The sequence below is a fragment of the Paenibacillus mesotrionivorans genome, from assembly GCF_046098205.1.
GTDB classification, from domain to species: domain Bacteria; phylum Bacillota; class Bacilli; order Paenibacillales; family NBRC-103111; genus Paenibacillus_AR; species Paenibacillus_AR mesotrionivorans.
In genome coordinates, this window is record NZ_JBJURJ010000026.1 from 34,424 (window position 1) to 56,768 (window position 22,345).

At 55.2% G+C, this 22,345-nt stretch carries 7 protein-coding genes and 1 pseudogene; 7 read left to right on the plus strand and 1 reads right to left on the minus strand.

Annotated elements, in window-relative coordinates; all coding sequences use genetic code 11:
• The first annotated feature begins 108 nt into the window (after nt 1–108).
• The 4 genes and pseudogenes from ACI1P1_RS27920 to ACI1P1_RS27935 all read left to right on the plus strand — a co-directional run bounded on the left by ACI1P1_RS27920 (nt 109) and on the right by ACI1P1_RS27935 (nt 14,553).
• Nucleotides 109–8,175: a glycosyl hydrolase 115 family protein gene (locus tag ACI1P1_RS27920; RefSeq protein WP_416219845.1), complete on the plus strand. Its 8,067-nt coding sequence runs from the start codon at nt 109–111 to the stop codon at nt 8,173–8,175.
• Nucleotides 8,176–8,474: 299 nt separating this feature from the next.
• Nucleotides 8,475–9,062 (plus strand): annotated as a pseudogene (locus ACI1P1_RS27925) (S-layer homology domain-containing protein); the annotation flags it as partial.
• 93 nt (nt 9,063–9,155) lie between these two features.
• A complete protein-coding gene (locus ACI1P1_RS27930) occupies nt 9,156–12,164 on the plus strand; it encodes an immunoglobulin-like domain-containing protein (protein WP_416219886.1) in 3,009 nt (1,002 codons plus the stop codon).
• Between the two features lie 148 nt (nt 12,165–12,312).
• Nucleotides 12,313–14,553, plus strand: a complete 2,241-nt coding sequence (locus ACI1P1_RS27935; RefSeq protein WP_416219846.1) for a carbohydrate-binding domain-containing protein — start codon at nt 12,313–12,315, stop codon at nt 14,551–14,553.
• 91 nt (nt 14,554–14,644) lie between these two features.
• Here the strand turns inward: ACI1P1_RS27935 and ACI1P1_RS27940 are convergent, their stop codons facing one another.
• A complete protein-coding gene (locus tag ACI1P1_RS27940; protein ID WP_416219848.1) occupies nt 14,645–17,926 on the minus strand; it encodes an S-layer homology domain-containing protein in 3,282 nt (1,093 codons plus the stop codon).
• A gap of 346 nt (nt 17,927–18,272) precedes the next feature.
• Between ACI1P1_RS27940 and spoVT the strand changes: the two genes are divergently transcribed.
• From spoVT to yabN, 3 genes are all read left to right on the plus strand, one after another.
• The gene (spoVT, locus tag ACI1P1_RS27945) at nt 18,273–18,815 is read left to right on the plus strand and encodes a stage V sporulation protein T (protein ID WP_416219849.1); all 543 of its coding nucleotides are present in this window, start codon (nt 18,273–18,275) and stop codon (nt 18,813–18,815) included.
• A gap of 172 nt (nt 18,816–18,987) precedes the next feature.
• Nucleotides 18,988–20,727: a putative polysaccharide biosynthesis protein gene (locus ACI1P1_RS27950; protein WP_416219850.1), complete on the plus strand. Its 1,740-nt coding sequence runs from the start codon at nt 18,988–18,990 to the stop codon at nt 20,725–20,727.
• Nucleotides 20,728–20,733: 6 nt separating this feature from the next.
• A complete protein-coding gene (yabN, locus tag ACI1P1_RS27955; RefSeq protein ID WP_416219851.1) occupies nt 20,734–22,218 on the plus strand; it encodes a bifunctional methyltransferase/pyrophosphohydrolase YabN in 1,485 nt (494 codons plus the stop codon).
• Nucleotides 22,219–22,345 lie beyond the last annotated feature (127 nt).

Here is a 22,345-nt window from a genome sequence, read left to right on the forward strand (position 1 = left end):
GGTACAAAAACATTTTAAGATCTTCCATTTTTATCGGGTTATGCGGAGGGTAGAATGGGGACGGGACAAAATGAAAGCGCAAACAAAATAAAAAAGAGGTGAGCTGAAGTGACTGGAAAGATAAAACGTATCCTCGCTATGGTGATGATCGCCGTCCTGGGTGCAGGCATGTTACCCGCTTTTGCAGCAGCCGGACCTTCCCCGGTGAGCGGGAAGAGCGGATACATGGCAGAAACGGGGGGCGCAGGAGACTTCCCGTTGGCGGCTAACGGAGCTGCGGCAGCCCTCTGGGTTGATGCCCAGGATAATGCTCCGGTGAGGCGGGTGGTCAATGACCTGAAGGAGGATATCAAACGGGTCACCGGGTTGGATGCTCCTGTCAGCAGTGCAGCCACTCTTCCTGCCGGTCCGGTGGTCATCGTGGGTACGCTGGACGCAAGCGCCCAGGTCAAGGCGTTGGTGGACGCAGGCAAAATTACGCCCGCTGAAGTGTCCGCCATCAAAGGCAAGTGGGAGGCTTATCTCATCAAGGTAATAGATCCGCATACTCTGGTAATCGCCGGCTCCGATCCCCGGGGGGCTGTTTTTGGGGTATACGAGCTGTCCGAGCAGATGGGGGTAAGCCCTTGGTATTTTTTCGCCGATGCAGCTATTGCAGCCAAAGCTTCCGTTTATCTTAAAGCCGGAACGTCCATTACGGATATGCCCGATGTGCAGTACCGCGGGGTGTTCCTTAATGACGAGGAAAAGCTCAGCCGTTGGGCAACCGAGGTGTTCCAAGATCCCAGTACCATGGGGCCCAAAACGTACGCCAAAATCTTCGAGCTGATTCTCCGGCTGAAGGGCAATTACATCTGGGCCGCCATGCACGTCAACTCCATTAATAATGTGCCGGGCAACATTGAGCTTGTACAGGAATACGGCATTGTGCTGGGCTCCAGCCATCCCGATATGCTGCTGCGGACCAATGTCCACGAGTGGGATAAGTGGAAAAGCGATTATGCTGCGCAGCGTGGCCAGAATGCCAACGATATCAAGTATGACTACACCGTAAGCAAGGATGCCCTGCTCCAATACTGGCGCGATAATATCGAGCGGCATAAGAATACCGACGCCCAATGGACATTGGGGATGCGCGGGCTGCATGATGAACCATTCGAAGCCCAGAATCTGATGTCCGACGTCTATGCGCATCTGGGCAGCAATCTGGAGGACCGGAAAGCCGGCCTCATGAACGAAATTATCCGGGACCAGCAGCAGCTGCTGAAGGAAATTCTCGGCCCGGACAAATACGCGGCTTCCTTCCAGGCCCTGATCCCGTATAAGGAAGTTCTGCCCATCTATAATAACCCCACTTTTGATCTGCCCGAAAATGTGACCGTCATCTGGTGCGACGATAACCACGGGATGATGCGGAGGATGCCCGACGCTGCGGAACGTGCGCGGGAGGGCGGGCACGGCTTGTATTATCACGTGTCCTACTGGGCCCCGGTGGATCAAAGCTATATGTGGCTCAGCTCCCTTCCGCTTGCTGTGATGGGAGAGGAGCTCAGCAAATCCTGGGAGCATAACATCCGCAAATCCTGGATTCTGAATGTGGGCGATATCAAGCCGCAGGAAGCGGAGATGACCTTTTTTATCCGTTACGGCTGGGATGTAGAGCAATACAAAAACAAGGCGGACCAATTCCTGAAGGACTGGACTGCCCAGCATGTGGGCGGCGCATACAGCGATGAAGCGGCCGACATTCTCAACACCTTCTACCAGCACACCATCGTCCGCAAGCCGGAGCATATGAAGGATGGCCTGTTCAACCAGACCCACTACGGGGATGAAGCCTCCAAACGAATGGCGGTTTACCAGGATCTGTTCAACCGGACGGCGGCTATTTCCCAGGCGCTGCCCGAAAAACAGAAGCTGCCCTTCTATGAGTTGATTCAAGCCAAAATCAACTGGGCCTATTACGTCAACAAAGCCTATTATTATGCGGACAGAAGCAATCTGGCCTTCGATCAGGGCAGGATGGCCTCTGCGGACAGCATGCTCAAGCTGTCACAGGAGGCTGATCTGGCGAAGAAGGCAGAGATCGCCTACTATAGCACGATTGCAGACGGCAAGTGGAAAGGCTTCATTGACCCGGAGGTTGCCTCACCCCCTGTGATTAACCAGCTGCCTCCCGGCACACCGGCACTGGTGCTGGGTGCGCCGGCTTTGGGGGTTGTGGCGGAGGGGGAAACTTTGCCCCGGGAGCAGTCCAGGCTTATTTTCTCCCCATATCATCAGGTTGGGAAATTCATCGATCTGTTCAATAAGGGAGCAGGCAGCGTTCATTGGACGGCCACCGCCGATCAGCCTTGGGTTCAGCTCTCCGCCGCTGACGGAACCGTCATTGATGAGACCCGTCTATTCGTAACGGTACCCAATATGGAAGCCCATAAGGGCGCAACCGCTACGGTTACCATTACCGACACGAGGACCAATCTCAAGAAGACCATTCAGGTAACGGTTGATAATCCGGCAGCTCCCTTATCTGCAATCAGCGGGTATGCTGAGGCGGACGGTTATGTATCTATGGAGGCCGAGCATTACAGCCGTTTGTATACCAAGGGCGATAAGACCTGGCAAATCATCCGTGACGCAGGGCGCGCCTTCGGCGGGGATGTAGTCCGTGCGTATTCACCTGATTTGGATGCTTTAGAGGAAGACACGGTCACCGCCTCTGCCCCCAGTATGGAATATGATATCAACCTATCCTCCTCCGGCCAGTTTCCCTTGGAGATCTACCGGATTCCCACACTGAACGCCAAGGGGAAGGTACGTTTTGCGGTGTCTGTGGATAACACTGCCCCGATTATTGTGGAATCCGCTGCGGCCGATGAAGGTCAGGGCACCATTTGGGTGAGCAACCTATTCCATATGATCGAAAAGCACGTAGTGACGCTGCCTGCTCTTTCCGCCGGCAAACATACGGTTAAGCTGTGGATGGTAGACAGTTTTATCATGATTGATAAGCTGGTGCTCTACACCGGTCCGGAGGGTGTGATTCCAAGCGAGCTTGGTCCGGATGAGAGCTATCATTCTGAATTTAATAGAGATTTTCACCCCGGCACCGCCCTCCTGCCCCGGATCCCAGTACCGGCAGAGCCGAAGAACATTCCCGCCGAGTGGGGAGGGGGCGCTTTTGTGGAGGCGGATGGCAAGGTAAGCCTGGAAGCCGAATACGCCATGGAACAAACGTTGGAATCGGAGAGCGAGATCACGGCCGACATGAAGGCCTATACGGTCTCCAAACGGGATAAGGCCGTGCAGGTTCCGGGAAAAATCCCCAACGGCTGGCGTCTTACCCAATCCGACACCGGTATGGCTATGCGGCTTCCCGATATGGGCGCACAGTGGTCGGAGAATGCCGAGTTCCCGGTGTACAGCCCGGAATTGACGTACAAAATAAATTTCAACAGCACGGGCACATATAACGTCTGGCTGCGTTGGAGGTATGTAGATAACGCCTCCGACTCCATCCGCGGCGGGCTGGACGGAAGCCTCGGCAATTTCTCTACGGATGTGTTTTTCAGCAATAGTCTGGATGAGAAGTGGCATTGGAAAAACGTAGGCAAGGTAAATGTTACAACAGCGGAAGAGCATGCATTCAGCCTGTGGATGCGGGAGGACGGCCTGTATGTGGACCGCATCTACCTGACAAAAAGCGGCGAAACCCCAACAGATGCCTTATGGAATCCCTCCCTCCGGACGGAGAGCACAGTCGGGCAGCAGCTCCTGGCGGTGGTGAACGGCAAACGTGCCGCCATGTCGGGCATCTCTTACCCGCTGGGCGATGCGCTGGGCCAATACCGTCAGGCTGCATATAACGCCTTGGTGGATGCGCTTCATGCGGCGGAAACCCTGGCCCACAGCGGGACGGCGACCGAGCAGCAGGCCAACAAAGCCCTGAATGCCATTGCAGCGGCTGAAGCTGCATTGCCTAATGCGCTGGTTCTGACGCGGCAGGGCAAAACCTATCAGGCGTACCGGGATTTTTCCGGAGATGAAACGGGCAAATTCCCTTATGGCTTCAATATCGAGGGGATGACCAATGGTGCTGCGGCCAGTGTGCAGGAGGAGGACGGAAATTCCTTCCTGCGTCTGACCACAACGTCTACTGCCGGCAAGGCCGATCTGTTCCTCCCGTATACGGGAGAGGTAAAGGCGGCAGCCAATGAGCGTATCGTTATTGAATACCGGGCCCGGTTCAACGGAAGCTTCCAATATGCCAACGGCGCCATGGTGCGAAACGACAGCGGAACCAACAATTTTTCTATGGTTACGGCCTTTGAGAATGCCAATGGGGCCCATCAGATTAAGGTGCATAAAGGCACGTCCAATGCGGATAAGGTCAGCGTGAAATCCTTTAATTACAACCAATGGCACACCTTTAAGATGGTGGGGGATTGGGCCAAAAAGACCTATACGGTCTATATGGACAACGACCCTGTTCCGGTAGCCACCGACTTCAGCTTCCGCCACACAGGCGGCACCAAGCTCACCGGCCAGCGGTTCGGTATTGATAATATGGCGAATGGCTCCATTGATTTCGACGACTTCAAGGTCAGTATCATAGACCCGACCAAGCCGGATATACCCAAGATTAAGATGGCTGCCGTGGGGGACAGCATTACCTTCGGCTCGGATTCGGCCGGCCCTATCCAGCCGGAGGATAAGTATCCTGCCCAACTGCAAGCCCTGCTGGGTGCCAACTACCAGGTGGAGAATTTCGGGGTAAGCGGTGCTACCATGCTGGAGAACGGAACCGACACCGGCGGTGCCCAAAAGGGGTATGTGCATCAGCAGAAATTTGCGGAGAGCCAGGCCTTCCAGCCCGATGTGGTAGTCATCATGCTGGGGACCAATGACTCCAAGGAGCTGAACTGGGAAACGTACAAAGCGGAGTATGTGGATCACGGACTGAAGCTTATCCAAAGCTACCGTGATCTGGACTCCCATCCTGCCGTGTATCTTGCCACATCTCCAACCGTCGTTGCGGGCTCTAACCGGTATGGCATTCAGGCTGATGTGCTCCACAACGAGATTGTTCCGCTGCAGAAGCAGATTGCTCTCATTGCGGACGCCGGCTTTATCGATGTCCACCAGGCAACGCAAAACGCCACCTTGGCCCAATTCCCGGATTATGTGCACGGCAATGCCGCTGGGTATACCTGGATTGCGGAGGCTGTGTATGCCGGCATCAAGGGATCTCCGGCGCCGGAGGCATCACCGGTGGTCCAAGTGTCCCCTGTAGCGGTGAAGTCGCTCTCCGGACAGACGCCCAAGCTGCCGCTTTTTGCTCCGGTGGTGTATGCGGATGGCAGCACCGGGCTTGCGGAGGTCGTCTGGATGCTGGACGGTCTAGTGTTCAACACCCCCGGCATCGTCCAGGTGCCCGGCAAGCTGAAGGGGCTGGAGGTGAATGCCACAGCCGACGTTGAAGTCACCGCCGGATGGGGACTGGACGAATTGGTGAAGGAGACACGCAGCAGAACCGTAGAGCTCTCCATTCCTTTAGGCGAAGGGCCGGGCGCCTATAGCCAGTCCGCCTATCATGCCCTCCTGGCAGCACTGGACCATGCGGAGGAGCTGGCGGCCAACGGGAATCTGACAGAGGAGCAGTTTAGAGAGGCACGGGATGCTCTGTCCGGAGCGGAGGCGGCTTTATCGGGTTCGCTGAACCTGACACAGGATGGCCTCACGTACCATGCGTACCGGGATTTCGAAGCGGATATAACAGGCAAGCAGCCCTTCGGGATCGAAGCCACCAAGGTCCAGAATAGCGGTGCGGCGCAGGTTGTGGAGGAGGATGGGAATTCCTTCCTGAGGCTGACCACCGGCACTGGCAAGGGCTTCGCCAATATGTTTCTTCCCTACATGGGTCAGGTGACTGCAGCCGGGGACGAGAGGGTTGTGATTGAATATTCCGCCCGTTTCAAGGCGGGACTGCAATACGCCAACGCCTTCCTGCCTAAAAACCAGAACGGCGCTTACGCCATGACTGTGGCCTTCGAGAATGCAGGCAACGACCCGTGGGTGAAGGTTGCCGACGCATCCGCCAGGAAGAATGTGCAGCCCTTCCGTTATGATACCTGGCATCATTTCAAAATTATAGCGGATATGACTGCGCAGGCGTACAGCGTGTATATGGATGATGCGGCCATTGCGGAGAACTTTGCCTTCCGCACACCAGGCAGCACAACGCTAGCCGGGCATGTATTTGGCATCGACAACTTCGCCAACGGACAGGTGGACTTCGATAATATCAAGGTGATGGTCACCGGCGGACCGAAAAAAGCCGAACAGGCTGCACCGGAAGGACTTGTAAAGACTGATGAAACAGCAGCGGGCGCCAACGACGGCCGCATTCAAGGGATAAACGCCGCTATGGAATGGTCTTCAGACCAAGGACACACCTGGTCCGGCGTAGAGGGCACGGCCATTTCCGGATTGGCGCCGGGAGTCTACTGGGTCCGGTACCAGGAAACCCAAACCCATCAAGCCAGCCCTCATGTGGAAATGAGCATCCTGCCTTTTGTGCCGTCAGGCCGTGTCAGCGGGGTAAGCCTGGGCAATACCGATATCCGGCTGTATACCAACTATGGAAACCCTGCTGTTCAGCTTCATGCACAGGTAAAGCCCGCTGACGCAGTTAACAAGGAGGTCACCTGGAGCACCTCGGATACCGTTGTTGCTTCCGTCTACGGCGGCTTTGTTACCGCCCATTCCGCGGGGACGGCCTATATCACCGTGACAACGGTGGATGGCGGTTATTCGGATACCGCAACCGTAACCGTAAGTGTGTACGGCGGTCCGCAAAACCCGGGGAACCCGCCAGTCTCTGTTGAAGGTGTGAGTCTGAATCACACCAGCGCACAGCTGTATACCAACTATGGAAGCCCTACTCTCCAGCTCATCGCAAATGTGACACCTGCCCACGCCGCGGATAAGACTTTTTTATGGACCTCTTCAAACCCGGCGGCAGTGACAGTTGACAGTAACGGTCTGGTCCATGTCCGCGGGTTGGGCACAGCCAGGATTACGGTGACCACAGCAGACGGGGGCTACACAGCGTTCTGCGATGTGACCGTAGGGGAATATGCCTCCGGCGGAATTGATCCGGGCAGCACGGAGGAGGAGTCTCCGGGCTCCACAGGGCCTAGGCCGGTTTTGCCCGCCGCTGTCAAAGATAAAGACGGCAGCACCACTGCCACCGCCACTGATCCGGCTACCGGAGCAGTGACAGAAACCACCCATTGGCCGAACGGCGACCGCAGAGTTTTCACGAAGGAACGCAATGGTACTGTTACCGAGCTCATCACCAGACAGAACGGCAGCAAACAGGAGACAGTAACCAAACCGGATGGAAGCAGCCGCTCTGTGGTTTCGGACACCCGGGGAGTTCAGGTGGAGACCGCCACCACCTCTGTAGGGGAGATCACGGCCAGCGTCCGTCTGCCCCAAGGTGTGACACAAGCACGGATCACCATCCCCGTTCCCAAAACCTCCGTTTCCACGGTAGCGGTTAGGGTCAGGGAGAACGGAACCCGGTCGGTACTGGGAACCACTCTCCCCGCGGGCAATGGGATCAGCTTCATTGCTAAGGGTGATATGACTGTGCAGATCATGGATAATCCGGTTGCCTTCACGGATGTGCCCGGCGGTCATTGGGCGGCCGAAGCCGTAGCCTTTACCGCCAGCCGCGGGCTTTTCTCCGGAACGGACAAAGGAATGTTCTCCCCGGAGGTATCCTTAAGCAGGGCTATGCTCTTCACCGTGCTGGCACGGCTGGAGGGGGTGGAGACCGAAGGCGGAGAATATTGGTACAGCAAGGCGCAGGATTGGGCGGCCGCATCCGGCATTAGCGACGGCAGCGCGCCTGAAGCAGCCATTACCCGTGAGCAGCTGATCACCCTCCTGCACCGGTATGCCGGGCAGCCAACCGCCGCCGGAGCAGGCAAGAGTTTTGTGGACAGCGGCGACATCTCCCCATGGGCCACGGAAGCCATGGACTGGGCGGTACATGCGGGCATTCTTAACGGCAATCCAGAGAATCGCTTGGCGCCCAAGGGTGCAGCCACCAGGGCAGAGGTGTCCGCGATGCTGATGCGTTTTGTAGTTTGGAACAGTAACTGATGAATTAAGCAGGGTATAAAAACAGCCACTGAGTTAGGCGGAAATGTCCGCTCGGCTCCGTGGCTGTTTTCCATCAGAGACATTTCGCTTTAGTGCAAAAAAATATGCGTATTATCATCAAATTTTGCAACATTTCACAATTCATCTATCGTGTTGACGCCAGACGGAATGGTATATTTATGAAAACAAGGATCATAGAACAATATGTTTCCTGTTTACGGTATTTTTGTAGACAAACATAGAAAAAGAAACGGGAGGAATTTTGTTTGAATCTTTTGCACAGGCAAGTGAAGAAAGGAATGGCAGCGCTTTTATCCGCAGCTCTTCTGGTGCCGGCATGGACAGGCATTGCATTGGCGGAGGAAAAGGCTGCGGAGGATAAAATTTCCGTTCCACCGGTAGCCGAACAGGTTTACGGGTATACGGATACAGTTAGTCATTGGAGCAATGCAGCTGTTGAAAAATGGAGCGGTTATGGAATTATCCAAGGGTACGGAGATGGCATATTCAAACCGGATCAACCTGTGACCCGTGCTGAATTTGCCGCTATGCTTCAGAACATTTCCCAATATGTCCAACCGGGGAATAGCAGCTTCTCCGATGTGTCCTCTAATGATTGGTTTTATGAGGCAGTAACCAAACTGAAGGCTGCAGGGATAATGGAAGGCTCCGACGGCAAGGCCCATCCGGGTAATCCGATTACCCGTCAAGAGGCTGCTGTATTGCTGGCGCGGACCTTCAAGCTGAAGAGTGCGGGAGGTGCTGCTGCCTTTTCAGACAAAACAGAACTGGCCCCATGGGCTTCTGCTGCCGTTGGCGAACTGGCAACGCGCACAGTTCTGAAAGGATTCCCGGATGGTTCCTTCAGGCCCTTGGCTACCTTAACCCGGGCAGAAGCGACATCCTTGTTCGATCAATTTTTGGCCAAGCTATATAACAAGGCAGGTACATATAACGGGGAAATAAAGGGCAATGCATTGGTGAACGCTGCCGGTGTTACTCTAAAAGGCATGACCATAACGGGTGATTTATATATCGCCCAAGGTGTAGGGGAAGGAGAAATTAACCTTGATGGTGTGACGGTAAATGGGGCCGTCTATATTCAAGGGGGCGGTGAACATTCCCTTCTCTTGAAGGATGCTGTTGTGAAAGGCGTTCTTGCGGTAAATAAATATAACGGGAAGGTACGGATTGTTGCCTCCGGGAATAGCAGGATCTCCTCAACTTTGCTGGAGACGGGCGCTACGTTGGAAACCCGCCAGCTGTCCGGTTCAGGCTACGATTTGGTTACCATTACAACAGATGTTCCTGCAGGGCAGAAGATCGCTCTGGAGGGAAGCTTCAATAAGGTGACAAACCAGTCCTCTGCGGTAAGTATTATGGCTAACGGAACAATCAAGGAGCTGGTTGCCGAAACCTCCACCAACCTGAAGGGTGAAGTGAAGGTGGAGAAAATCTCTGCCAAGGATAACGCAGCCGTGACAATTAATGATAAACCTGCAGCAGCTCCTGTTGGCGGTGGGGGCGGCGGTGGTTTTGGCGGAGGCGGCTTTGGTGGGGGAGCTCCCTCCATTAATGTAACAGGTGTTTCCTTGAATGAAACGAATGTTTCCATGCAGGCAGGGACTACCAAACAACTGGCCGCCACAGTGACACCTTCCAATGCTGCCAATAAAGCGGTGACATGGAGAGTGAATGACGGCAGCTCCAACGTTATTACAGTGGATCATACAGGTCTGGTAACCGCTAAGTCTCCAGGTGTAAAGGAAGTTGTGGTGCAGACTCAAAGCGGCGGCTTCGAAGCGAAGGCAACCATTACGGTGAAACAACAAGCCGTAGAGCAGCTGGGAGTTAAGGTGACGCTGCTCACCACCGATATAAAGGATCCGAATGCTGAAATGGATGGAGTATTAATGGAAAACGGCAAGCGGGCAGACATTTCCGGAACGATTCCGTCAGGTGTCCAGCCCAATGAGTATTCTGCTGTTATTCGAGCCAGCCAGCCTTTGGTTCCGCTGTCGGTGGGACAAGTGGTATATGCCGTGTACGGTGTCATTCAACTGACGGATGGCCTGGGAAGGCCGCTAGCTGACACATCAGGTGTCACCGTAACCGTTAACGGAGCCGTATATAATCCACACTTTGGAGAAGGAATCAACGAGAAGTTTAACGCCGGCAGCTTCCTGTATCTTCTAGACACCGGCAACCAAGAAACCGTAACTTCTTCCCGTTTTGACATCACGAAGCAAGGCTATGCTCCCGCCTCCTTACAGCTTCAATACATGCCTGCCAAGGTTGTCTCCTCAGTTGAAGGGGTGTTCGGCGAGCTCGAAAAGCTTTATCTCGGAGCTAACCCGGACAAGGACCATATTCTAGGGAATATGCTCTTGTGGTCGGGCTTAGACAGTTACCCAATGGTCAATGTTCAGTGGTCCTCGAGCAATCCGGACGTGATTAGTGCGAATGGAAATGTTAAAAGATTAGAACAGGATCAAACCGTTACCCTTACCGCCACATTGTCCGGAGAATATACGGGCTCCAAATCATACCAGGTCATTGTGAAAGCCAACAAGATGATTATGACCCGCAGCAGCTTTGTGGATTCCTATTTTGTGGAGGGCTATCCCAAGGCTTATATGAAGAATGGTACGGTCCATGTGCAAATTGCATTTAAACAGCCGGCGGAAATGTATTCTGTTATGGGCTCTTATGATATGGCCGGAACGGTGGATTCTGTGTTAAAGGGGTATGGGAAAGGCTCTAATTCCTCCATAACTCCCCTCTATGATTGGCCTTACGCAAAAATCACTCAACAGGATGTGGGTAAGGTCTTAACATCCAATACCGGCTTTCAGCTTGGTTCATATGGGGGCCCCCTAAAGATGGATTTTGTCGTGAAGGACGGCAACCGCATTTCTGAACAAGTTACAACTGTGCAGGTTCAGTTAGAGGAGCCGTTTCATGGCTACGTTCCGAACTACGATCCGGCTACTTCAGGAACTGCATACTGGAACCAAGAGCGGAATGCTATCTATATCTACTTTAATAAAAGGCTGGATCCCAATTATTTGCCCACAGTCAATGATTTTACAGTTGAGGGTGCTAAAATAAATGATGTAACTATATTCAATGATGACTGGTCTATAAATCCTGAAGCGGCCGGAGCGTATGTGAAGCTGTCTGCTTCAATGAATAACTCCAACCTTCCTTATTCCACAGTGCAGTACACTGGAAAGTCCCTTCGTAGTCTCAAAACGGGAGTGCGGGTAGCATCTTTCAATAACCAACTCGCGAATAGTTCTACAGAATTGACAGCCGTCATTTCATCGGACCGTAAAATGGCTGTGTTCAACTTACAAACCGGCTGGAGATGGGTGGATAATGAAGCGGCCTTAAGCACCACTCCGATCTCAGAGCGCATTTCTGTAAAAGTGAATGGCCGGCTCTATCCCGCCACGGTAAAGAATCAAAGTGACCGGTATGTCCAACTTGCTTTCAACAGCCCGCTTCCGTCAGGAACAATTGATATCACGTACCGTACGGAGGGGTTAATGAATTGGGCCAGAGAGCCTTATCCTGCTGAGCTTCAGGCCCGGGTGCTTGGAATCCCAGCCCCCGGCATTCCAACAGCCTCGTATCAGGGTGGATTCATTCAACTGAATTTTGCCCAAGGATTTATAGGAACGGTTAACCCATATATGTATGCTTCCGGGTTGGTAGTAGAGGCGGATGGAGTCGAGTATGGGCTAAGAGGTCATATTATTGCAACCCGTCAGCCCTCGCCTCCCAATTATAATTACAATATAATGGATATCAATTTGAATGACATATGGTCAAAGGAAATCAAGCAGGCAGTGGATCAAGCCTCTGTAGTCCGTATTAAATATAAAAAAGTTTTACCGGATGATTACAGTATTTATGGCTTATCCGATACCACGGGCGGCCCTGTACCGGACTTTGATTATGTGAAGGTAAGCAAGCAAAAGTAGTCATGACAAAAAGGCAGGGAAACGGGAGACGTTTCCTTGCCTTTTTTATATTAAGGGAATGTTTGGCTTTTATTCAGGGGGGATTCAGGAAGCGCCTATAAACTGAGCTTATATCCCAATCACACCAGAAAGGATGTGCAAGCTCTTTATGCGAATGCGTTTGCGTTCTACATCGTTCCTGCTCGCGGGGATGCTGACCTTATCCTCTGTCCTGTTTTCCCCGGTGGCCGGGGCAGCTAGTCCTACAGAAACCTTGATTACACTATCTGATAGAGGCATTCAAGTGGATGGTCAAACGGCCTCCTCGGATTCCTCCTCTGCGGTTTATACGGGGGCGGATATCGTGTACTACAAAGCCGGACAAGGCTCCGCTTACGGGGAAGGAACCGCCGAGGACGAGCATGCGGCCAGTGAGGCTGAAGCGCACACGGTCGTGACCATTACGGAGCCGGGGACATACCGCGTTTCGGGCACATTGTCGGCTGGCCAACTGGCTGTTGACCTTGGCAAGGATGCCGCAGAGGATCCTTCGGCGGTGGTAAAGCTGATTTTGGATGGCGTCAATATTACCTCCACGGTGGCGCCGGCTGTGATTTTCTATAATGTGTACGAGCCGTACAGCTCCAGTGAGGATACAAAGGGCGTAACCGATCTGTCGTCGGCAGGTGCGCAGGTGGTGATCGCCGATGGCTCCGACAACCATGTGAGCGGCTCCTACGTGGCCAGAATCTACAAGGAAGGCACTACCAAAAAGCTGCATAAATACGATGGGGCATTCTATTCCAAAATGTCCATGAACATCAGCGGGGAATCGGCGGGAACCGGAAAGCTGACGATTCTTGCAGAAAATGAAGGGCTGGATTCCGAACTGCATCTCACTCTTAACGGAGGCAGCATCTACATTGAGTCCCAGGATGACGGTATTAATACCAACGAAGACGGCATCTCGGTGACAACCATCAACGGCGGTTACCTGCATGTGAATGCCGGTTTGGGTGCAGAGGGCGACGGCATTGACTCCAACGGCTATCTGACCGTTAACGGCGGGAGCATTGTGACCATGTCCAATGAACGAAGCCCGGATGGCGGAATCGATGCGGATAAGGATATTTTGTTGAACGGTGGTATGGTTGTTGCGTTGGGTACACGCAATGATGCAACAAGTGGCGACTCCAAGCAGCCTTTCATGGAGCTGATGTTCGCCTCCACACAAGCTGCAGGAAGCGTCATTGAGATCACTGATGCGTCTGGCAATAAGCTGCTTAACCACACTGCCGAGAAGGCGTTCCAAAGTATAACCTTCACCTCAGCTGACTTGGCCCTTAATCAAGAATACCAAGTGTATGTGGATGGTATCCGGCAGCAGTACAGCGGTAATTCCTTCGGTATGATGGGAGGACCTCCCGGAGGCGGCGGGCGTCCGCAAGGAACTCCTCCGGGGCAGGGCCAAGGCACACCTCCCGCCGGAAATGGTAACGGAACTCCTCCTGAGCCTCCCGCAGGAGAAAAACCAGCAATGCCGGATGGCATGACACCTCCGGGTATGAACGGCTTCCCGGACGGACAGGCTGAAACCGCCGGGGAGGCTTCCACTTCATTTATCCTGACTGATACCGTCCACAGCTTCTCGGCGATTACGGCCTCCACGGATGCCTCCGGCAAGCAGAAGGTAACCTTCTCCATCAATGCAGGCAGAGGCATTGCTAACGCAGCCTCAGGCGGCACAATTGTCTTGGACAGCATTACAGCCAGCACAGCCGTTCCGGATATGGATGTTCAAGTTACCGTAACGGATGTCCCATCGGAAAATTATTCTGAAACAGCTCTGCTGTCTGAAGGTATAGAGGCCATCTCTGCAATTTTGCCTAAAGACGACGGCACATACCGCCTAACCGTTGCGGTGGTTTCAGGCAACGCCGCCTACACCGGTGCCACCAGTCTGCAGTTTACCATTGGCGGGCTGCCATTTGCCGATGTGAAGCTTGGAGATGGGGCTTATGATGCTATCAAGTCCCTGTATGAAAAAGGCGTGATGGTAGGAACAGCGGAGAATGCTTTTTCTCCTAATGAAGGATTATCCCGCGCCGCGGCCGTTACCGTGTTCGGACGGCTGCTGGATGTGAAACCCGAAGAAACCGCCCTGTTCAGCGATGTGGAGCAAAGCAGCTGGTACAGCGGTTATGTCGGTTGGGCAGCGGAGGCAGGATTGGTAGAGGGAATTGGCAATGGTCAATTCTCGCCCAACAGCATCATAACAGCGGACCGAATGAATCTGATCATGGAGCGCTACAGCGCCCTAAGCGGACAAACGTACCAAAAAGCGGAAGGTGGCTCCAAGCCGCTGACCCGCGGGGAGTTCGCCGTTATGCTGGTTTCCTTGAAAAGGTAGGCAACGAGGATACGGGGTCTGAACAGAATGGAGCAGCACGAAGGAGGAGGCATTCAGCCCCCTCCTTTTTTATGCTGGTGATCAGCGCATATTAGCTTTCCTTATAAATGTATACAGTTACTGGATTGGCCTTGAGTTGCCCGCCGGTTATTTTGAGATGGGTGATTTTGATAACAGCCTCCCGGCCTGAGGAGACCTGTGACAAATTCAGCGCCAATATCCGATCCGGCAGCACCTGGACAGAACCGCTGGGAAGCAGACTATCATTCACATAAACCTGGAGCCCCTCCTGATCAGGGGACAGCTCCTGATTAAATTGGACCAGCAGATGAGGAGCGGAAGACGGGATATGCAAGGGGTTGACACTGCTGTTGGGTTGTGATCCGTTCTGCTGGCTATAAACGGCACCTGTGACGGTATTATCGGATGATGCGTATAGGGCAGCGATTGTAACTTCAGGGCCTGCTGCAGGAGGGGTATCCTCTGTGCGGACCTCCAGCTCCCGCCGGGCCAAGCCGTTGGCGCCGGTGATGACAACAATATCGAATTTTTGCACAATGCCGGTGCGGACCGTGGTCCGGTCTTGTTCATATACCTCAAGATGGGCTGCCGGATCTATTGTAGACAGGGTTTGCTTGAAGGCTTCCACAGTGGTGCCCTGGGGAATCTTCTCGATCCACCGGATCCCATTGTTAATGGGATACACGCGGGAGCGGATCTCGGTGTTATTGCCCAGCTTGCCCACATTGTTCCACGGGTCGGAATCGGTAAACTCATTCCTAGCCGTGAAGGAAATATCCTCGTTTTTGACCGTCATTTGGAATACGACCCAATATTCCTTGCCGCCAGGCGCCAAAGGCATGGAATACGTATACAGCGGCTCCGGATTCGAACCCTGGTACACCCTGACCGTAGCCAGTGAGCCGTCAGGTGAGAGGGGGACACCGGAGTATTGATGCGCATAAAAGACATAATGCCCGTTGGCCGGCTTCCGCACGGTAATGGTCTCCATTCCCGGAGAATTCGGATCATCCCGGTCAAGCTCTACATTGCTGGGAGAGCCGTTACGCCTAAACTCGTCCTTGTACCATGAGTGAAGGTCATTCCCCCGGCCTGTGCGGTCCGGTCCCAAAAGGTGGGCATCCAGATCACGCGGCTGGAGTCCCCAGGATAGCACCATCCGGAATTCATTGTCCTTCAGGGTTTCAATGGCTAATGCATCAACATTCGGGGTCCATGCGGCGGAAGCGGCAACACCCTCCAGTTGAGTCCGCAAGAATGAATCACCGATGATTTCCCCTATATATGACCCAGGGCTTAAACGGATGGAATAATGGCCGTTTTGGTCCGTAACCGTTTCCCAGGAAGGTCCACCGGATTTGGCATCTGCAGTTTTTGGGCGGAAAACAATCCTTATTCCCCCAACGGGTAATCCGCTTTTATTCGAAATACGGCCGGAGATGCCGGATAAGACCGTATGGAGATGGCCAGCAAAGACACCGTTTTTGGCTCGGATCGAAACCTTCAGAAGCTCCGTAGAATCAACAGCCAGCGCAGGGAATAAAAGCGTTCCAGACTGAGCCTCATAGGTCCAGCCGTCGAGGCTGACGGGCTTCTCTCCCACAGTTGCCTCTATGTCAAAATCCGAAATGGATGACGTCTCCGGTTTACGGGAGAACTGCAGCTCCACTTTGCCGTTGGACATAACGGCCTTTTCCAGAATGGGCAGGTTCATATCGGTTTGGACGACGGGTTTGGAGGAAGCCGGGAGGTTCAGCTTCCCGATGCTTCCCTCCGGGGCTTGCAGAAACACAGGGGAATGGACGTCCACCGTGTTGAATCTGCCCTGCAGAGAGACATAGCTTTGGGCAGGAGCCTCCGGGGGAATCACCACCTGCTCAAACACCGGGACAGGCTCGCGTGTGCGGAGCTGGTTCACCACTGCGGAGGAGGCCAGAGTGGTTTGCAGCACCCGTGTGCCCTGACCCGCGACAATGTCTGTAACCTCCCGGAGATTGTTCACGGTTAGCGAATGCAGCAGGGTTCCGGTCAGATGAATACCGCCTTTTCCGCTTCCCAGCACCAGGGTTTCCCCTTCTACCTGCACATTCTCCAGATAAACCGGCTCGCTGCCCGTTTGTTCTGTAATAACCAGCTTCCCGGTAACCTTCACATTGCGAAGCTTCACCCGGGGAGCATCTATGTACAAATCCCCCTGGATAACAGCGGTGCCGGCTAAAGGCCCGTATACCGCGTCGGCTTGGCTGAGCTTGAATATCCCCGTTCTATCTCCGTCAATCCCGGTCAGGTAATCGGCAGAGCCCGTAATATCGGTGAAAGTATTGCCCTCATCGTAATAAAGCCGATAGTCCTCACCGGGGGTCTGCTGCCCGGTTGTTAGCACAACAGTGGGGGTGCCGGCTTTAACGGCAGTCCGTTTCACATCAAGCCCGCCGGGAAAGGAAAACGCTCTGACATCAGCTTCATTCTCAATGGCCTTGTCCAAGGTCACCAAAACAGTGGTCCGGTCATATGCCGCCGCTTTGATTACGCGGAAAAGCTGTCCCGGGGAACTGAGGGAAGGCGGTTTCCCTGTGGGTGCCGGAGCGGGCAAGGAAGAAGGTGCAGGGGTAAGCCCCAGCAGATCCTCTGCCTTGGCGGTAAACTCCGTCTGACGGGTCCAGCAGGAATAGGCCAATAAAGCCAGGGCCTGCCGCTCTGCCCTCTCCCGGGGGGCAAACTTCAGAGCGCCGCCTTCGTTATCCAGGCCGTTGACGAAGCCGATTTTGTAGGCCAGGGCAACGCTGGGTTTGGCCCAATCTGCCACCTGCGGAAAGTCGGTAAACCCGGCGTCTGCCGGGAATACTGCCGCCTGACTATCCAGACCCATCGCCCGGGTAAAAAACACAACCAGCTCTTCCCGGGTCACATAGGCGTCCGGCGAAAAACCCGAAGCGGAAGACCCTTCCGTAATGCCCGCTTCGACCAATGCAGCTACATATCTCCGATACCAGCTGTCGGCTGGTACGTCTGCGAAGCCTGTTGGAGAGGAGCTCTCCGATCTTCCGGTTGCCAACACGAGAACTTTGGCCAGCTCTGCACGGGTAATGGGCCGCTCCGGAAAAAAGTGCCCCTCTTCATATCCCGAGAGAATTCCTGCTTGGGCAAGCGCTAGTATTTCCTTTTGAGCGTAGGAGCCGGAGATATCGGTAAAGTAGGGGGCGGTGGATCCGGCCGCGGGAGCGGGGGTGGGGTTGTCCTCCGCAGCGGCAATGCCGGTAAAGGCTGATGACAGCAAGGCGGCTGCCAGCGTAGCCTTGACTGTCAGGCGTTTAAGAGATGAAAGCGGGGGCGTATGGTTTTGATGCTGCATGCTACTGTCCTCCTGTTTTGGATTGGGCTTACTTTGATTCCAACTTATGAGAACATTATAATCCTCGGGGACAAAGAAGGATGACGGTTTTTGTCGAAAATAAAAAAGTAAGCAGTCTTTACCAAGACATCACCCGGACCGGATGACGAAGGAGAGTTTAGGACATAATGTAAGCACCGGGAGAGGAACCCAATGCCCCATCAACGCCTTCCCGCAAGCAGAATACAGGAACTTGCATAAGACACTGGCAACAGATGAATACTATGGACAGTCCTCGAGCTCCCATCCACAGTGATAAAGCATCAGGAGATCAACTACTTTTCGCGGAAAGTGAGGCATCAAGAGCATGAAAGCAACTGGGATCGTACGCCGCATTGATGATTTGGGAAGAGTTGTTATTCCGAAGGAAATCCGCAGAACCTTAAGAATCCGTGAGGGAGATCCCCTCGAGATATTCGTGGACCGCGACGGAGAAGTGATTCTAAAGAAGTATTCGCCCATCGGCGAGCTTGGCGACTTCGCCAAGGAATATGCCGAATCCCTCTACGAAAGCACCAGCCACATCACCATGATCTCCGACCGGGACAACATTATCGCCATCTCCGGCGGTTCCAAGAAAGACTATCTGGAGAAGCAGATTGGTTCGTTGGTGGAAACCTGCATGGAGCAGCGTAAAGCGGTGCAAGAACTCAATCCCGGCACCTATGAAATCTGCAAGGACGTGCAGGAAAACTATACTTCTGTAACGATGGCTCCTATTGTGGCCAGCGGGGATCCGATCGGCTCTGTCATTCTCTTCAGCAAGGAAGAGGGCGTTAAGATGGGCCAAATGGAAGTGAAGATGGCCGAAACCGCAGCAGGGTTTCTGGCCAAACAAATGGAGCAATAATCGGTATGGGTGAACCATGTCCAGCTTCCTTTACAGGCCCAGGCCTGTGAGGAAGCTTTTTGTCGTGGAGTGCGGACAGGACGGGCTGGCGTCGAACCGCCGGATTCTGTATAGTTAAAGGGGCGGAGAGGGAAGAGGAAGAATTTGCCGCCGCGAAAAGGACAGCTCATTCATGGACAACACAGGAAAGCGGAAGGACGGACGGAAGGGAAAGCCCAAGCCCGGTGCGGGTACGGGCAGCACTCTTCTGAAAGGGGCGGCCATTCTGGGGATGGCCACGGTGATCTCCAAGCTTCTGGGGACGCTTCAGAAAATTCCGCTGCAAAATATCGCAGGCGATGAAGTTTTTGGCATTTATAACGCTGTTTATCCGTTGTATTTGTTTATTCTGACGCTGGCCTCGGCGGGGTTCCCCATCGCGGTCTCCCGTTTTGTAGCGGAGGCGGCCGGGCAGGGGAATATGGCCGAAGCCCGGTTAATCTTCCGTCGGGCGGCCTGGATTCTGGTGCTGACCGGTACGGCGGGGTTTGCTGTGCTGTATACGGCGGCTGACGGGATTGCCGTGCTGATGGGCGTCGAAGCTGCAGCAACGGGCATCAGGAGCGTATCCTTTGCCTTGCTGGCGGCGCCGCTTATGGCTGCGGTACGGGGATATTTCCAGGGGCTGCAGGACATGGTGCCCACAGCGGTGACGCAGGTCGTCGAGCAGGTTATGCGGGTAGCTGTTATGCTGCTGCTATTGTTCTGGCTCACGGGGCGTCAGGAGGCAGCGGACCGGATTGCCGCCGGTGCAGTGTTCGGCTCTGCAGCCGGAGCGGCTGCGGGGTTGTTGGCGGCATGGTGGTTTTGGATCAAAAGGGGAAGGACAAGCACTGGCGGAGTAGACGGGAATGCAACGGTGGGCGGAACCGGGCAGGTGGAGGCTACGGCCCTCCCGGGGAAACAGGAACCCGCGGGGGTATTCCTGCGGCGCTTTGCCCTGTATGCCGTGCCGGTATGTTTGGGTTCCCTGGCCATGCCGGTGCTGACCCTGGTGGATACCTTCACCATTCCCCGGCAGCTGATTGCAGCAGGAGAGGGCGCCTCCGAGGCCAGCCGCCTGTTCGGCGTGTACAACCACGGGCTGCCGCTGGTGCAGCTGGTGACCATGGTGGCCACCTCCATGGCGGCTGCTCTGGTGCCGGCAGTGGCCCAGGCCAAGGCCACCCGGGACCCCCGGCTATTGGCCACCCGGGTCAGGCCGGTGCTGCGGTTCACCTGGCTGGCCGGGCTGGCTGCGGCCTTCGGCCTGGCGGCCACGGCCCTGCCCGTGAACGTGATGCTCTTCGCGTCGCCGGAGGGCTGGCCCGCCATGGCGCTGGTGTCCTTCACCGCGCTGTTCGCCACGCTGCACATTGTCAGCGGCTGTGTGCTGCAGGGCCTGGGCGCGGTGCGGGTTCCGGCCCGCAGCCTGTTCCTGGCTGCCGCGGCCAAAACAGCGGGCAACCTGCTCCTGGTGCCCGCCTGGGGCATCGGGGGCGCCGCGGCCAGCGCCGTCCTCGCCTATGGCCTGGCGTCCGCGCTGAATCTGCGGACGCTCAAAAGCACGGCGCCGGAGACCCTGGCGCCGCTTGGCACGCTGCGCCGGCCCGTGGCCGCAGCGTGCGTCATGGCCCTGGCGGTGCTGGCGGTGGAGTGGAGCATCCTCCACCTGCCCTGGGGCCAGGGCCACTTCCGGCTGCGGCATACCGTCGCAGCCCTGGCCGCAGTAGCGGCCGGCGCCGCCGTGTACGGGGCGGCGCTGCTCAAAACCGGGGCGCTCACCGAAGCCGAGCTGGCCCTGGTGCCCGGCTTCCACAGCCGGTGGAAGCCGCTCCTGCGGCGTTGGCGCCTCCTGCCGGAGACGCCGCACTCCATATCGAAAGAAGGCTGATCGCGCATGGCGAAGGCAATAACAATCGTGGGATTGGGCTCGGGGGACGAGAACCAGCTGACCCTGGGGGTGCTCCGCAGGCTCACGGAAGCGAAAACCGTCTATTTGCGGACGGAGGACCATCCGGTAGTCCCGTATCTGAAGGAGCAGGGGATCACCTGCTCCAGCTTCGATTCGGTCTATGAAGCTCAATCCAGCTTTAATGATGTATATGAGACCATTGCCGCCGAGCTGCTCCGGCTGGCTACAGAAGAGGACCGGCAGGTAGTGTATGCCGTGCCGGGCCACCCTTTTGTGGCGGAACGGACCACCATGCTGCTGAAGGAACGGTGTGCGGCGGAGGAGATTCCTTTTGAGGCGGTTGGCGGGGAGAGCTTCCTGGACCAGGCCTTCGCCCGGTTCGGATTTGATCCCATCGAGGGTTTTCAGCTCCTGGATGCCACAAGCCTCTCCATGTCCGTGCTCAATCCCCGGCTGCATACGGTCATCGGCCAGGTGTACGATATGTACACCGCCTCGGATGCCAAGCTGGCGCTGATGGAGCTTTATCCGGACGAGCATACGGTATGGGTGGGCCATGCCCTGGGTGTGGCGGGCAGCGAATCCATGGCGGCGGTGCCCCTCTATGAGCTGGACCGGCAGACGGGCTATGGCAACCTCTCTTTGATCTATGTGCCGCCTACCCAGGCGGATGCCGTCATCAACAAAACCTTTCCCCGGCTGCACGAAATTGTGCGTATTCTCCGCAGCCCGGAGGGCTGTCCGTGGGACCGGGAGCAAACCCATCAGAGCATCCGCAAAAACCTGATTGAAGAAACCTACGAGGTTTTGGAAACACTGGATGATGATGACCCGGATGCCATGTGCGAGGAGATGGGGGATCTGCTCCTGCAGATTATGCTCCACGCCCAGATGGAGGAGGAAACAGGCAGCTTTACCGCGTATGACGTCATTGCCGGACTGAATGAGAAGCTGCTCCGGCGACATCCCCATGTGTTCGGCAGCCGGGATGCGGATAATGCCGAGGAGGCGCTGGCCCGCTGGGAAGAGGTGAAGGCGGAGGAGAAGCGTCAAAAGGGCTTGCAGCCCGAAGCCCTCTCTGCACTCCACGGGGTGCCCCGTGACCTGCCCGGCCTGATGAAGGCCTACAAGCTCCAGAAAAAAGCGGCCAAGGTGGGCTTTGACTGGGACCGTATGGAGGATGTAATGGCCAAGGTGGAGGAGGAGCTGGCGGAGCTGAAGGCGGAGTTGGGCGAATCCCAGGACCGCCAGGAGGACGAGCTGGGCGACCTGCTGTTTGCCATTGTTAATTTGGCCCGGTTCCTGTCCTGCGATCCGGAGGAAGCTCTCGCCCGGACCAACCGGAAATTCGTCCGGCGGTTCTCCTATGTGGAGAAGAAGCTGAGAGAGGCCGGGAAAGAGCCGGGGGATGCCACCCTGGAGGAGATGGAGCATTATTGGCAGGAGGCCAAAACACTCCCCCATGCGTAAGGCTGCTCTACCGGGCCGGCGCTTTTTTACAGAAAAAAGTTTTACCGGAAGGCACAAGAAAAAGAAGGATTTTCCGGTGCCATCCAGAATATGTACACGAGAAACAGGCTTTTTTGCTGCCGTTTGC